Origin of the sequence: Microbacterium gorillae, assembly GCF_050990725.1 — a bacterium.
GTDB classification, from domain to species: Bacteria; Actinomycetota; Actinomycetes; order Actinomycetales; family Microbacteriaceae; genus Microbacterium; species Microbacterium gorillae_A.
On the sequence record NZ_CP158844.1, the window covers coordinates 778,504 to 793,446 of the forward strand.

Genomic DNA, 14,943 nt, shown 5'->3' on the forward strand with positions numbered 1-14,943 from the left:
GCAATCCGTCCTATCGTGGACCCACCCCCCAATTCGAGGAGAACTCATGCAGTTCATCGCCGCTGGTATCGACCGCGTCGCCTTGCGCGACGAGGGGCGCATCATCGCCGAGTACGTCTTCCGTCCCTCCGAGCCGCAGATCGAATCCCCGCGTCCGTATCTCACGCTGCGCACCCGTGCCGGCATCGACGTCACCGCCCATCGACCCGCCGATCATGTGTGGCACAAGGGACTGTCGCTCGCGCTGCCGGCGGTGGGCTCGCACAACTTCTGGGGCGGCCCCACCTACGTCCACGGCGAGGGCTACGTGCAGCTGGCGAACAACGGTGCCCAGGTGCATCGCGGCCTGCGGGCGGAGGGGCACGACGACGAACCCGCGCGCATCACGTCCTCGCTGACCTGGCGTTCCCAGGACGACGAGCCGGTGCTCAGTGAACGGCGGCGCATCACCGCCGACGTGGTGGATGAGCAGACCTGGGCGCTGACGTGGGAGAGCGACCTGCGCAATGAAACGGACGCTCCGCTGGCTTTCGGCTCACCCACTTCGAAAGGCCGAGAGAACGCCGGCTATGCGGGCATCTTCTGGCGTGGTCCCGAGAGCTTCCGGGGTGGTGTGATCACCGCCCCCGACGGCCGTGTGGGTGATGAGGCGCGCGGTCGGGTCGCGCCCTGGCTCTCGTATGCGGCGCCGGATCGCTCGGCCGGAGTGCTGATGTTGAACGCCGATGGGGCATTCGACAGCGAGCCGTGGTTCGCGCGCTCGGAGGAGTACGCGGGACTCAATCCCGCTCCGTTCTTTCACGAGGAGACGGTGCTGGATCGCGGCGCGTCCCTCACACTGGCGGCCGTGCTGCTCATTGGCGGCCCCGATGTCCACGAGCTGGCGGCGACCGCCGGTGCCGAACGCGTCGCGCGGGTGCGACGTTCGGCCCTGGTCCCGTCCAGAACCCGAGAGAAGAGCCCTGTATGACTCCGCTGCCCATCCCGCATGATCTCCGCGTCGCCCTCGTCGGAACGGGGGGTGTCTCTCGCCTCCACGCCGAGGCGGTGGCGGCCTACCCGCACGCACAGATCGTGGCGGTGACCGACCTTCATCCAGACAGCGCGGCCGCTTTCGCCGAGCAGTGGGGCGTTCCCGCCAGCTACCCGGACCTCATCCGGCTGCTCGCGGAGGAGCACCCGGATGTCGTGCTGGTGTGCACGCCTCCCGGCGCTCACCGTGGTCAGGTGATCGCGGCGCTGGAGTCGGGTGCGCATGTCGTGGTGGAGAAGCCGCCGGCATCCTCGCTCGTGGAGCTGGACGACATGCGCCGCGCCGCCGTCGCGGCCGACCGTCGACTGGCCGTGGTGTTCCAACAGCGCACCGGAACCGCCGCCGCTCACGTGAAGAGTCTGCTGGCCTCGGGTGCACTCGGGCGCCCACTCCTGGCCGTCTGCAACACGCTCTGGTTCCGCGACGCCGACTACTTCGCCGTGCCGTGGCGGGGGAAGTGGGCTACCGAGGGCGGCGGAACCACCCTCGGTCACGGGATTCACCAGCTCGACCTGCTCGCGCACCTGCTGGGGGACTGGTCCAGCGTGCAGGGGCGGCTCTGGCGGCTGGATCGGGAGACCGAGACCGAGGACATGTCCACGGCCACGGTGACGTTCGCCAACGGGACGGTGGCGCAGGTGACCACCAGCGCCGTCTCGCCGTGCGAGACCAGTTCGATCCGCATCGACACGCAGCGTGCGACCATCACGGTCGACCACCTCTATGGGCACGGTCACGAGAACTGGCGCATCACGCCGGCACCGGGATTCGAGGCGGAGGCCAAGGGATGGGTGTTTCCCGAACACGAGGAGCCGAGTTCGCACGCGCCCCTGCTGCGCGACGTGTTCGATGCTCTACGCGCGGGTACAGATCTGCCTGAGACCGCCGATCATCCGGCGCGCTCGTTCGAGATCGTGGCGGCGATCTATGCCTCCGCGGCAGCTGACGGCGCCGTCGTGACACCCGCCGACCTTGCCGTGCATCCCACGCATCGCGAGAGCTTCGCGAGCCCCGTGATCGACCGTCGGGCAACCCCATGACAGGACGCTCCCGCTCGTGACCCGCGGCGCTCGGACTCCCCTCTACCGCGACCCCGTCTACGACGGTGCCACGGACCCCACGGTCGTGGTCGACGACGACGGCACCTGGTGGATGCTGTACACCCAGCGCCGCGCCGACCACCCCGATCCCGGCCCGGGGGTGGCGTGGGTGCACGGTTCGCGGGTGGGTGTGGCCCGTTCCGATGACGGTCTCGTGTGGTCCTACGTCGGCACGCTGGAGCCGTCCGCGGACGGGCTGGAACTCACTGCGGGCCCGCCGCCCGAGGCCGTGGATTGCACGCACTGGGCTCCCGAGCTGATCCGCGTGGGCGGCGGGTGGCGGATGTACCTGACCGAGATCGACGGCATCCCGGATCGATGGGAGGGACACGAGCGACGGATCGTCGAGTACCGGTCTGATGACCTCCGCCAATTCCGTCGTCGCGGTCCGATCGACCTCGGCAGCGATCGGGTGATCGATGCCGCAGTGGCGCGTATCGGCGACCACTGGCGGATGTGGTTCAAGGATGAGGCCGCCGGCTCGATCACCCGCACCGCGGTGTCGGAGGACCTGGAGTCGTGGACCCCCGACGGCGTCGCGATCGGTGGTCGTCCGCACGAGGGGCCGTTCGTCTTCCCGCTCGGCGACGGGTACTGGATGATCGTGGACGAATGGCGGGGGATGGCCGTCTATCGCAGTCACGACGCTGCCCACTGGCGCCGGCAGGGAAGCCCCGACGACGTGATCCTCGGTGAGCGTCACGATGCGACCGGAGTGCAGGTGGGTCGGCACGGCATGGTGGTCGTGCGCGGCGACGTGGGCCTGCTGTTCTTCTTCACCCATCCGGCGTGGAACGGCGTCGAGATCGCCGACGCCGATGATGTCGATTCGCGGCGCAGCGCCGTCTTCCGTGCCGAGGTGCGCGTGGTCGACGGTGTGCTCTGCTGCACGCGGTGAGCGATCGCACCGCTCCACGGCCGACCGTTCCGTAAAATGTGACCGGTCCCAGGGTTTTCTCCAATCCGCGTTGTGAGTCGTTTCAATCGGTGGTAGTGTCCTGGCAAGCGCTTTCCCATCGCGTTCGAAAACGGTGTTTCCGAACCAGGGGATACGTACACAGCACGGACACCGACGTTCGCGATCAGCGGGCGCCACAGAGAGGACAAGGATGTTCAGCAAGAAGCGACTCGCGGCGGTTGCCGCGATCACGGGCGCCGCACTCGCGCTCGCTGGCTGCGGAGGCGGCACCGACGCCGGATCCGCCGGAGGCACCGCCACGCTCGACCCCAACGAGAAGGTCACGCTGACCTTCACCTGGTGGGGCAACGACGACCGCGCTGACCGCTACAACCAGCTGATCGAGAAGTTCAACGAGGAGTACCCGAACATCACGATCAACGGCACCTTCACCGACTTCCCCTCTTACTGGGAGAAGCGCCAGACCGAGGCGGCCGGTGGCGGCCTGCCCGACGTCTGGCAGTTCTCCGACTCCTACCTGCGTCAGTACGGCCAAGCCGGCTACCTGCTGGACCTCAACACCGTCAGCGACGAGATCGACATGTCCACCTTCGAGGACTCGCTCAAGGGCACCGGCCAGCTCGACGGCAAGCAGTACTCGCTGCCCACCGGCTACAGCCTCTGGGCCAACTTCATCAACACCGACCTGCTCACCGCGAACGGGCTCACTCCGCCCGCGGCGGACGCCACTTTCGACGACTTCGACACGTGGATGAAGGAGGTCACCGACAAGACCGGCGGCGCCGTCTATGGCGGAACGGACTACACCCAGCGCATCCAGCAGTTCGAGCTCAAGCTGCGCAGCGAGGGCAAGAACCTCTACACCGACGACGGAAAGCTCGGCTTCGACGAGGACGAGCTCGCCGAGTTCTGGAGCTCCGGAGATGCGCTGCGTGACGGCGTGACGATCCCGCAGAGCAAGCTCGAGGAGATCAACCCGAAGTCCGGCTTCGGCGCGGGTCTCACCGCGAGCGAGATGAGCTGGAGCAACTTCCTCGGCGGCTACCTCGCCGACTCCGGTGCGTCCTCGATCGAGCTCGTCGCCCCTCCCACCTACAAGGTCGGCTCGAAGGACCTGTACCGCCAGGGCGGTCTGCAGATGGCGATCTCCGCCAAGACCAAGCACCCGGCTGCCGCCGCCGCGTTCCTCGACTTCGTCGTCAACAGCCCCGAAGCGGGCGAGATCTTCGGCACCACTCTCGGCTTCCCGGCGTCGTCCTCGAAGCTCGAAGGCACCACGCTGGAGGGCGTCGACAAGCAGGTCGCCGACTACATCGAGTCCGCCGCAGACCGCATCGGAGACGCACCGCCGCCCGCCGTCGTCGGCTACGGCGCCCTGGAGCAGAAGTTCTGGGATCTCGGCAAGGCGCTGGGTCTCGGCAGCATCACCGTCGACGAGGCCGTCAAGCAGTTCTTCGACGAGGCCAAGGTCACCCTGGGCTGAGAGGCCCGAAACATCATGACGCAATCGGTCTCGACGCCCACCCGGCGCGTCTCGCCCGCCTCCGCTTCCCGCCCGGCCGCCGGCCGGGCGGGAAGCGCCCCGGGCTCGCGCAACACCCGGGGACGGGCCGCACGCCGCCGCGAAACGGCGGCCGGCTACATCTTCCTGTCGCCGTGGCTCATCGGCTTCTTCGCCCTGACGGCGGGGCCGATGCTGTTCTCGCTCTACCTGGCCTTCACGAACTACGACATCTTCAGCGCTCCGCGCTTCATCGGGTTCGACAACTTCACGCGGATGTTCTCCGATGACGTGTGGTGGAACTCGGTTCGCATCACGCTGATCTACGTGCTCGTCGGCACGCCGATCAAGCTCGCGGCCGCTCTCGGCGTGGCGATGCTGCTGAACTTCCGCAACAAGGGCAGCGGGTTCTTCCGCTCCGCGTTCTACGCTCCCTCCCTCATCGGAGCCAGCGTCAGCATCGCCATCGTCTGGCGTGCCATGTTCTCCACCGACGGACCTGTCGACAGCTCGCTGAGCCTGTTCGGCATCAACGTCGGTGGCTGGGTGGGCATCCCTGCCCTGGTGCTGCCGATGATGATCCTGCTGGCGGTGTGGCAGTTCGGTGCGCCGATGGTGATCTTCCTCGCCGGCCTGAAGCAGGTGCCGCAGGAGCTCTACGAGGCCGCGGAGATGGACGGCGCGGGCCCGTTCCGCAAGTTCTCCTCGGTGACCATGCCCATGCTGTCGCCGGTGATCTTCTTCAATCTGTTGCTGGAGATGATCAACTCGTTCCAGGTGTTCGCCTCCGCCTACATCATCGGCTCGGGCACCGGCGGCCCGGCCGGCGCCACCAACTTCTACACGGTGTACCTCTACACCCGTGCGTTCACCAACAGCCAGATGGGCTACGCGTCCGCCATGGCGTGGGTGCTGCTGATCGGTGTCGCGATCCTCGCGTTCATCCTGTTCCGCAGCTCCAACACCTGGGTCCACTACGCGGGAGATGACCGATGACCACGACCAACATCGGGCTGCGCGACACCGGCGTCGCTCCGGGGGCGACCGCCGCGCGCCGACCCATCAGCCGCAAGACCTGGCAGACGGTCATCTGGATCATCGTGATGATCGCGATCACCGCCCTGGTGCTCTATCCGCTGGCGTGGATGGTGCTGGCCGCCTTCAAGCCCACCAGCGAGTTCGGTGCCAACCAGAGCTTCTGGCCGCAGAACCCCACGATCCAGAACTTCTTCACCGTGTTCGAGGGCGTGGGCGGGGTGCCGCTGTGGCGCTTCTTCCTGAACTCGTTCCTGCTGGCGGTGGGTGCGGTGATCGGAACGGTGTTCTCCGCGTCGCTCGCCGGCTACGCCTTCTCCCGCATCAACTTCCGGGGTCGTGGGATCTTCTTCGCCGTCATGATCGGCACGCTGCTGCTGCCGTTCCACGTGCTGATCATCCCGCAGTACATGCTGTTTCGCGGGCTCGGGCTGGTGGACACCTTCGTTCCGCTGCTGATCGGCAAGTTCCTCGCCACCGACGCGTTCTTCGTGTTCCTGGTGGTGCAGTTCATCCGGGGTCTGCCGAAGGACATGGACGAGGCGGCACGCATCGACGGTGCCGGTCACGGCCGGATCTACTTCTCGATCATCCTGCCGCTGATCAAGCCCGCGCTGGTCACGGCCTCGATCTTCGCGTTCATCTGGAGTTGGAACGACTTCCTCGGTCCGCTGCTCTATCTGAACTCGCCCGACAACTACCCGCTGCCACTGGCGCTGCGCGTGTTCAACGATCAGACCAGCACCTCCGACTACGGTGCGACCGTCGCCGTCTCGGTGCTCGCCCTGCTTCCGGTGCTGCTGTTCTTCATCGTGTTCCAGCGCTTCCTGGTTGACGGCGTCGCCACCCAGGGGCTGAAGGGATGAGCGCGGCATCGCAGATGCGGACCCGCCGCGCGGCCGATCGGGCCGCGCGGTCTGGGAGCGGTCCGCTTCCGGCTAGTGCGCCGATCGCCCGGTTCCCGGGGGCCACGGCGAAGTTCGCGCTGCTGGGGGAGGTGCTTCTCGCCGGAGTGGTGGTGGCCGCGCTGTCGATTCCGCTCGTGACTCTGCCGGCCGCCCTCGCGGCGGGCACCGCCCACGTGCGTCGCTTCATCGCCGCGGAGGGGTCGACGATGCGGCAGCTGCTCGCGGACTTCCGCGCTGCGCTCCGGGGTGGCGTCGGCATCGGCGCCGCAGCGCTGGCGGTGGCCGCGGTGCTCGCCCTGGACATCGTGGTGGCACCGTCGGTTCCGGGTGGCGCCGTAGTGGCGGTGGCTGGTTGGGTGCTGCTGGTGGCGCTTGGCACGATCATCGCGCTGGCCGCCGCGTCGTTCTCGCCCGAGGGCGGCTGGATCGGAACCCTTCGGCGCGTGCCGCGGGCGGTGGCTGCGGATCCGGGTGGGGCTGCCTACACGGCGGTGGCCGTGGCGTTCACGGGATTCATCACCACGGTGCTGGTCCCGCTGCTGCTGCCGGCGATGGGCTGCCTGGTGCTGGCACTCGTCGCCATCCCCGAACGCCCGCGCCGCACCGGAACACGGCGCGACTGAGAGATTCGCACGCGGGACCCGCTCACGTCGGATATCCGCGCAGACCGCGAGGCGCCGCGTCCCAGCATCGCTCCGGCTTCGCGAGCACCGTCATCAATCGGCGCGGCGGTCCGAGCGGCGCACGACGTGGTGTGGCACCACGTGACGCACCCCTACGGGCGGTGGGGTAGGCAGAAGATCGAGCACCGTATCGGCCACGGCGTCGATGCCGGGATCGATGGTGGAGAACGCCGGAAAATGGTATTGCCCCTCTTCCAGCCCGTCGAAGCCCATGACCTGCACGTCACCGGGAACTGAGATGTTCTCGCTGGCGAGTGTGTAGAGGGCGCCGAGAGCGAGGGTGTCGCTGAAGCAGAACATGCCGTCGAACGTCGTTCCCGAGCTCAGCAGTTCTCGCACCGCGCGCGACGCTTCGGCGCGATTGAAGTCCTGCACCGGGGCGAAGAGGGTGGGGTCCACCCGTATGCCGGCACTCGCCAGCGCACGTCGATAGCCCTCCAGACGCAGTCGTGACGTAGCGCCCGGACCGCTCTCCTGCACTCCGACGACGGCGATGCGCCGGCATCCGCTGTCCAGGAGCGCCGTCGTCGCGGCGGCGGCGGCGGCGATGTTGTCGATGCCGACGTGGTGCACGTCGGATCCCACGAGATTCTCCGCTTCCTCACCGATGAGCACCAGCGGCGAGGGAGCGTCCCTCCCGGCGACGTCATCGGCGGTCAACCGCAGTGGGCTGAGTACGATCCCATCCAGTGCAGGAAATCCCTCGCCGGTCATCATGCGCAGCTCCGCGTCGCGAGCGCCATCGGTCTGAGCGATCAGCACGGTGAGACCGCGCAGCTGCGCGCGGCGCACGAATCGGGATGCGAACTCGGCGAAGTACGGCTCGCTGAGACGGGGGAGCACGAGGGCGATGAGCCCGCTGCGGCCGTTTCGCAGCTGCCGCGCCGCGAGATTCGGGCGGTAGCCCATCTCGTCAATGGCGGTGAGGATGCGTTCGCGCACCTCATCGCTCACCCACCCGGTTTGGTTGACGACGTTCGACACCGACTTCGCGCTGACGCCAACTCGCGCGGCGACATCGGCGAGGGTCACCCGTCGGGTCATCCCGTCTCCTCCCGTCCCCGGCATCTCATCTTCGATGCATCTCCCTGTTGACTCTAGTTCAACGTGGAACTATGGTGATGATTCAACGTGGAACTACGGCGGTCGAATGGGCATCCCTGGTTCTCGTTTCAATAGTTCAACGCTGAATCACTGGAGAGATCCAGGCGAAGGAGCCGCACGGTGTCGCACCCTCCCATCCCACCCACCGCCGAACTGCGCGCGAGCCGGCTGGAACCGGCGCGTCCGCGTCCCCAGCTGGTGCGCTCGTCCTTCGTCGAACTCGACGGCACGTGGGGCTTCGCGTACGACGACAGGAACGTGGGCCTTGCCGAAGGGTGGTTTGACGGTCGCGATCTGGCGGGGACGATCCTCGTGCCTTTCCCTCCGGAGTCGCGTGCGTCCGGCATCGGTGACACTGGATTCCACCCGGTGGTCTGGTACCGGCGCGAGATCTCGGAGGAGGACCTCACGGCCGCCGGTCACGGGGACCGCCGACGAGCACTGCTGCACTTCGGCGCGGTCGACTACCGTGCCCGGGTCTGGGTGAACGGCATCGCGGTGGGGGAGCACATCGGCGGACACACGCCCTTCGTGCTCGATGTCACCGATGCCCTCGGCCGCCACGACGGCCCGGATGTCATCGTGGTGCGCGCCGAGGACGACCCGCATGATCTCGCCCAGCCACGCGGCAAGCAGGACTGGGAAGCCGGCGCACACGCGATCTGGTACCACCGCACCACCGGCATCTGGCAGCCGGTGTGGATCGAATCCGTCGGCGAACAGCACGTGACCGATCTGCACTGGACGAGCGACCTCGCGGCGGGAACCGCGCGCGTCGACGTGACGCTCGCGCGACGCACCCCGACCCGCGTGGAAGTCGCGATCGCGCATGACGGCGAGGTGCTCGGCACGGCCGCCGTCGATGCGAACGGCCTGTCGGCCTCGCTGACGGTTCCGCTGGCGGGCCAGAGCAACGGCCAGGCGTACGAGCGGCTGGTCTGGCGCCCCGGATCGCCCGTGCTCCTCGATGCCTGGGTCACCACTGTCGTCGGCGACCAGGCGACCGACGTCGTCGCGAGCTATCTGGGGCTGCGTGAGGTGGGCACTGCTCACGGCGCCATGCTTCTCAACGATCGCCCGATCGTGCTGCGCTCGGTGCTCAGCCAGGGGTACTGGCCCACGTCACACCTGGCCGCTCCGTCCGCCGACGCGCTGCGCCGGGAGGCTGAACTCGTCCTGGAGCTCGGCTTCAACGCGGTCCGTGTGCACCAGAAGATCGAGGACGATCGCTTCCTGTACTGGGCGGACCGGCTCGGGCTGCTGGTGTGGGGCGAGATGGCCGCGACCTACACCTTCTCCGCGCAGTCCGTTCAGCGCACCGTGAGTGAGTGGACCGAGGCGGTGCTGCGCGATCGCAGTCATCCGTGCATCATCACGTGGGTGCCGCTCAATGAGAGCTGGGGCGTGCAGCACATCGCGGCGCGCGCGGACCAGCGTGCCCTGGCCGAGGCGCTTTACCACCTCACCCACGCGCTCGACACGACGCGTCCGGTCATCTCCAACGACGGGTGGGAACTCGGCACCTCCGACCTGTGGACAATCCACGATTACGAGGCGGACGGCGGTGTGCTCTCGCGGCGCTACGACATCCCCGAGTCGCAGCTTCGCCGCGACCTCGAGGGCATCGGTCCCGCTGGTCGGCGCCTGCGGCTGGCGGGGACGCAGGACGGCGAGCAGCCGATCATGGTGACGGAGTTCGGTGGCGTGAAGTTCGCCGCGGCGGCTGCGGCAGCGGATTCCTGGGGCTACTCCGAGGCCTCCGACGTCGACGACTACGTCCGCCGTGTCGACGAGATCATCGGTGCTGTCCGTTCCGGCACGCGCGGTTTCCGCGGACGCCCGGACGGTCTGGCCGGATGGTGCTGGACCCAGCTCACCGACACGATGCAGGAGCAGAACGGCCTGCTGACCGAGGACCGCGAACCCAAAGCCGACCTCGCTCGCCTGCGTGCGCTGATCGCCGGCGACGAAACCTGACCCCCCACCAGAAACTCATCCGGATCCGTCGCGGTGCGGCGGATCCCGCGGGCACAGCCCGCTGACACAGGAGGAATGCAATGTCACTGAAGACACTGTCCGCCGTCGCTCTCACCGCGGTGGCCGCGCTCGCGCTGTCCGGGTGCTCGGGAGGCACCGCGGCACCTGCCCCCGGCGAATCGTTCGATCCGGATTCGTCCGCCGAGATCACGTTCGCGTGGTGGGGCAACGATGACCGCGCCGCGCGGTTCGAACAGGCCATCGCCGCGTTCAACGAGGAGTATCCCAACATCACGGTGGTGCGGAACTTCAACGCCTGGGGCGACTATTGGACCGCGCGCAACACCGAGGCCGCGGGACACTCTCTCCCTGATGCCGTCATGATCGACGCCGGCTACCTCGGGGAGTACGCCTCGAAGAATCTGCTGGCGGATCTGAACCCGTACCGCGGTGGGGTGCTTCCCCTCGACGGTGTGTCCGATGCGGTGCTGGGTGCTGGAACCGTGCAGGACAAGCTGCTCAGCGTGCCGCTGGGCACCAACGCCTACTCGCTGATGTACAACAAGGACATCCTCGACGAGCTCGGCGTCCCCTATCCCACCGACACCATGACGTGGGAGGAGATGGACGACTTCATCCTGCAGGTGAACAAGGCGGGAGGTGCCACGGAGCCGCGTATCTACGGATCCGAGGACTACACCGGCGGATTCGTCGGCTTCATCTACGCGATGATGCAGCGCGGCAACGAGGTCTTCGACGCCGACGGGAAGGCCGCGTTCACCGAGCAGGACGTCGTGGACTACCTCGAGACCGGCAAGAAGCTGCGCGACGCCGGAGACTTCTACCCGGTGGAGCGCAGCGTCGCCCTCGCTCCGAAGGGCGGCTTCCTGGCCGGTGAGTCCGCCGTGTGGTTCAACTGGTCCACCACCGTGCTGCAGGGCATGACGGACGCCGGGACAGAGAACATCGGCATGGTGCAGCCGCCCCTGGACGCGGGGGAGAAGACGCACGTCCTCGCGCCGCACCCCAGCATGATGCTGAGCGTGGCAGCCAACTCGAAGCAGCCGCAGGCGGCGGCCGCTCTGGTGAACTTCCTCGCCACCTCCCCGAAGGTCGCTGAGATCTTCGGCACCTCGCTGGGCACGCCGCCCACCGAGGCCGGTCAGGCCGCCATCGATCGTCAGCCTGCCGACACCGTGAACCTCGACTACATCGCGTCGATTCAGGACGAGCTGACCGCGAGCTATCCGATCCTGCCGGCCGGCTACGGCACCATCGAGGCGAAGTGGGGCGAACTGCACGAGCAGATGCGCTACGGCGAGATCGACGAGAAGCAGTTCGCGCAGTCGCTGTTCTCCGAGATGTCGATGGTCCTGGGCTGACAGACCCGTTTCCCGCCACCGGCCCGCGTGGTCGGTGGCGGGGAGAGGAATCGAGATGACAACCACAGCTTCCGCCGTCCGCCCCACCTCCGTGGCAGGACGCAACCGCCGGCGCCGGGAAACCCGTGCGGGGTATGCGTTCCTCAGCCCCTGGCTGATCGGCTTCTTCGCCCTCACAGCCGGGCCGATGCTCGCATCCCTCGCGCTCTCCTTCACCGACTACAACCTGTTCAGCGCGCCCAACGTCGTCGGCTTCGACAACTACACCCGGCTGTTCGCCGACCCCAACTTCCTGCAGGCCGTCAAAGTCACGGGCATCTACGTGCTCGTCGGCACACCGGTCAAGCTGGTCGGCGCGCTCGCGGTGGCGCTGCTGCTGAACATGCCCCAGCGCGGGCAGGGCTTCTATCGCTCCGCGTTCTATCTGCCCTCCCTGATCGGCGGGAGCGTGTCGATTGCGATCGTGTGGAAGGCGATGTTCATCGACGATGGCATCGTGGCACAGATCACCGAGCTGCTCGGGGGCCCGGCCGCGGCGCACGGCGGCTGGGTGGGCGATCCCGCCAAGACTCTGCCGCTGCTGATCCTCCTCACCGTGTGGCAGTTCGGCGCGCCGATGGTGATCTTCCTCGCCGGTCTCAAGCAGGTGCCCACCGAACTGTACGAGGCCGCCTCTGTCGATGGTGCCGGTCCCGTCCGCCGGTTCTTCGCCATCACCATCCCGATGCTCTCCCCGGTGCTGTTCTTCAACCTGCTGCTGGAGACCATCCACGCCTTCCAGGTGTTCAACTCCGCCTACATCATCTCCAACGGCACCGGTGGGCCGGCGGGATCCACGCTGTTCTACACGCTGTACCTCTACCTGCGCGGCTTCCGTGACTTCCAGATGGGCTACGCGTCTGCGATGGCGTGGGTGCTGGTGATCGTGGTCGGAATCGTCACGATCATGCTTTTCCGAACGTCCAAAGCCTGGGTCCACTATGCGGGAGAAGAACGATGAGCGCGATGACCGAGACCGAGCGGATCACCACCGGATCGACCGAGCGCAGCGCGCGGCTGCGCTCGCGGGCACGAGGACGGCGACTTGTGCGAGCGGGTGTCTTCCACCTGTTCTCCCTCGCCGTGCTGGTCGTGATCCTGTACCCGGCGGTATGGATGCTGATGTCGTCGTTCAAGCCAGGCAACGAGATCATCGGCTCCGTCAGCCTGTGGCCCGACAGCGCGAGCCTGGACAACTACGCCACGGCGCTACGCGGGATCGGCGGGGTGTCGTTCTGGACCTTCGTGGTGAACTCGCTGATCCTGGCGGTCGCCTCCGTCGTGGGAATCGTGCTGTCCTGTTCGATCACGGCATACGCTTTCGCGCGGATCTCCTTCCCGGGACGCACGTTCTTCTTCGCGTGCATGATCGCGACGATGCTGCTGCCATTCCACGTGGTGATCATCCCGCAGTACATCGTGTTCAATCAGCTCGGCCTGGTGAACACCTACTGGCCGTTGCTGTTGGGCAAGTTCCTCGCGGCGGACGCGTTCTTCGTCTTCCTCATGATCCAGTTCATGCGGGGTCTGCCGCGCGAACTGGATGAGGCGGCGCGCATCGACGGTGCCGGCCACGTGCGCACGTTCCGCTCGGTGATTCTGCCGCTGATGAAGCCTGCGCTGGTGACCAGTTCGATCTTCGCGTTCATCTGGTCGTGGAACGACTTCTTCGGGCCGCTGCTGTACTTGAAGAACCCCACGATGTACACGATGCCCTTGGCGTTGCGCTTGTACGTGGATCAGACGTCCACCAGTGACTACGGCGCGCAGATGGCGATGGCGATCCTGGCGCTGCTTCCCGTGGTGGTCTTCTTCATGGCCTTCCAGCGCCACCTCGTGGGCGGCGTCGCGACGCAGGGGCTGAAGGGATGAGCGAGCCCGCGCGGGCGCCTGAGCAGTTGCGCCGGTTCGGCGGTGGCGGTGTGTCGGCGTTCGGGGAGATGCTCGTGGTGGGGTTGGTTGTGACGGCCGCGTCGCTCCCGCTGATCACGATGCTGCCCGCGATCGCGGCCGGCGTTCGTCATTTCGATGGGCACCTGGCCGCCCGCGATGACTCGCTGCAGGCGTTCATGGGGCTGGTGTGGCGCTCTGTCCGCTCGGGATGGTGGTTCGGGCTCTGCTGGATCACGGTTCTCACCGCACTCGGTGCCGGCGCGGTGCTCGGTGCCCGTGGCGTCCTGCCCGGCGGTGAAGCGTACGCCGTGGTCTGCCTGCTGCTCGCGCTGGGCGTGGCGTTGATCGGCTTGCGGTCCGCCGCCCTGTGGGATCCGGTAACAGGGTGGCGCGGGCTGCGACGTCGCGGCAGCGCGCTCGTGCTGGACGATCCGGTCGGCACCGGCTATCTGCTGGTGGGGGTGCTGGTGGCTGGTGTTGTGGTGTGGATGCTGCCGCCGCTCGTGGTGATCACACCGGGGCTTGTGGTGCTCGCCATCGTGGCAGCCGAGCGCCGCCGCCGCGCCCGAGCGGCGTGACTCGCAGCGAGCGGACAGCTGCGCGGACGGGGCCGCGGATTCGGTGCTGCCGTGATCGTCGCGACTACGGAACGATGCCGCGCCGTCCCTTCGCCGGCCGGTCACCGTCGAGACCCGCGATCCCGCGCAGCGCGAGCGCGACGAAGGCGGCGATGCGTCGCGCACCCGTCACGCTGAAGTGCGTGTCGTCGGCGAGGCCCTCGGGCCAGCCCACGTACTCGCCCGGCGCGTAGTGCGAGAGCAGGGCCCGCGAGGACTCATCTCCGAGGTCCTCGTACAACCACGTGGTGAACGCGGTGAGGTCGATGAGCGGCGCTGCCGTACGACGGGCGAGCTCGCGCACCGCGTTCGGATAGTCGCCATGCGTGGGATCCACCCGCTCGCCGTCGAACCAGCGGCGCTCGACGGGGGTGCACAGCACCGCGGCCGCGCCGCGCTCGCGTGACTCGTCGATCATCTCCGTCAGTCGCTGCGTGAAGCCGCCCCGAGAGTCGAGCTCGTGCTCTTTCTGGTCGTTGTGACCGAACTGGATCACCACCACGTCTCCGGGCGTGACACCGTCGATCAGTCGCTGCCAGCTTCCCTCCTCTGCGAAACTCCGCGTGGTGGCCCCGCCGAACGCGTGGTTGCGCACCTCGAAGCCGAGCCGCTCCGCAAGGAACGTTCCCCATCCCGCCATCGGGTGCTCCGGCGGCTTGCCGGGCGCCACCGTGGAGTCGCCCGCGAGGTGGTAGACCGTCATCTCACGTCCCCGATCATCGCGATGTGCTCGACGCCGATTGCATCGGAAC

14 protein-coding genes are annotated in these 14,943 nt (G+C 67.6%); 12 read left to right on the top strand and 2 right to left on the bottom strand.

What is annotated here, in order from left to right:
- Nucleotides 1-46: 46 nt before the first annotated feature.
- The 7 genes from ABTV68_RS03430 to ABTV68_RS03460 all read left to right on the top strand — a co-directional run bounded on the left by ABTV68_RS03430 (nt 47) and on the right by ABTV68_RS03460 (nt 7,119).
- The gene (locus tag ABTV68_RS03430; protein ID WP_433676226.1) at nt 47-970 is read left to right on the top strand and encodes a PmoA family protein; all 924 of its coding nucleotides are present in this window, start codon (nt 47-49) and stop codon (nt 968-970) included.
- Nucleotides 967-2,073 carry a Gfo/Idh/MocA family protein gene (locus ABTV68_RS03435; RefSeq protein ID WP_433676227.1) on the top strand — a complete coding sequence of 369 codons (1,107 nt, stop codon included), beginning with the start codon at nt 967-969 and terminating at the stop codon, nt 2,071-2,073. Before ABTV68_RS03430 ends, ABTV68_RS03435 begins: the two co-directional genes overlap by 4 nt.
- A gap of 16 nt (nt 2,074-2,089) precedes the next feature.
- A complete protein-coding gene (locus tag ABTV68_RS03440; protein ID WP_433676228.1) occupies nt 2,090-3,031 on the top strand; it encodes a family 43 glycosylhydrolase in 942 nt (313 codons plus the stop codon).
- 211 nt (nt 3,032-3,242) lie between these two features.
- Nucleotides 3,243-4,535: an ABC transporter substrate-binding protein gene (locus ABTV68_RS03445; RefSeq protein ID WP_433676229.1), complete on the top strand. Its 1,293-nt coding sequence runs from the start codon at nt 3,243-3,245 to the stop codon at nt 4,533-4,535.
- 15 nt (nt 4,536-4,550) lie between these two features.
- A complete protein-coding gene (locus ABTV68_RS03450; protein WP_433676230.1) occupies nt 4,551-5,549 on the top strand; it encodes a carbohydrate ABC transporter permease in 999 nt (332 codons plus the stop codon).
- Entirely contained in the window at nt 5,546-6,454 is a 909-nt protein-coding gene (locus ABTV68_RS03455) for a carbohydrate ABC transporter permease (protein ID WP_433676231.1), read from the top strand. Before ABTV68_RS03450 ends, ABTV68_RS03455 begins: the two co-directional genes overlap by 4 nt.
- Nucleotides 6,451-7,119, top strand: coding sequence for a hypothetical protein (locus ABTV68_RS03460; protein WP_433676232.1), 669 nt, complete (start codon nt 6,451-6,453; stop codon nt 7,117-7,119). Before ABTV68_RS03455 ends, ABTV68_RS03460 begins: the two co-directional genes overlap by 4 nt.
- 93 nt (nt 7,120-7,212) lie before the next feature.
- Here ABTV68_RS03460 and ABTV68_RS03465 read toward each other — a convergent pair whose 3' ends face one another.
- Nucleotides 7,213-8,223 carry a LacI family DNA-binding transcriptional regulator gene (locus ABTV68_RS03465; RefSeq protein ID WP_433676233.1) on the bottom strand — a complete coding sequence of 337 codons (1,011 nt, stop codon included), beginning with the start codon at nt 8,221-8,223 and terminating at the stop codon, nt 7,213-7,215.
- Between the two features lie 180 nt (nt 8,224-8,403).
- Between ABTV68_RS03465 and ABTV68_RS03470 the strand changes: the two genes are divergently transcribed.
- From ABTV68_RS03470 to ABTV68_RS03490, 5 genes are all read left to right on the top strand, one after another.
- On the top strand, nt 8,404-10,260 hold the full coding sequence (locus tag ABTV68_RS03470; protein ID WP_433676234.1) for a glycoside hydrolase family 2 protein: 1,857 nt from the start codon (nt 8,404-8,406) through the stop codon (nt 10,258-10,260).
- A gap of 80 nt (nt 10,261-10,340) precedes the next feature.
- Nucleotides 10,341-11,642, top strand: a complete 1,302-nt coding sequence (locus ABTV68_RS03475) for an ABC transporter substrate-binding protein (protein WP_433676235.1) — start codon at nt 10,341-10,343, stop codon at nt 11,640-11,642.
- Between the two features lie 55 nt (nt 11,643-11,697).
- The gene (locus ABTV68_RS03480) at nt 11,698-12,642 is read left to right on the top strand and encodes a carbohydrate ABC transporter permease (RefSeq protein ID WP_433676236.1); all 945 of its coding nucleotides are present in this window, start codon (nt 11,698-11,700) and stop codon (nt 12,640-12,642) included.
- A gap of 5 nt (nt 12,643-12,647) precedes the next feature.
- Complete coding sequence (locus ABTV68_RS03485; RefSeq protein ID WP_433677535.1) at nt 12,648-13,553, top strand: carbohydrate ABC transporter permease; 906 nt, start codon at nt 12,648-12,650, stop codon at nt 13,551-13,553.
- Complete coding sequence (locus tag ABTV68_RS03490) at nt 13,550-14,152, top strand: hypothetical protein (protein ID WP_433676237.1); 603 nt, start codon at nt 13,550-13,552, stop codon at nt 14,150-14,152. Before ABTV68_RS03485 ends, ABTV68_RS03490 begins: the two co-directional genes overlap by 4 nt.
- 64 nt (nt 14,153-14,216) lie before the next feature.
- Here the strand turns inward: ABTV68_RS03490 and ABTV68_RS03495 are convergent, their stop codons facing one another.
- Nucleotides 14,217-14,894, bottom strand: coding sequence for a rhamnogalacturonan acetylesterase (locus ABTV68_RS03495; protein WP_433676238.1), 678 nt, complete (start codon nt 14,892-14,894; stop codon nt 14,217-14,219).
- Between the last annotated feature and the right edge of the window lie 49 nt (nt 14,895-14,943).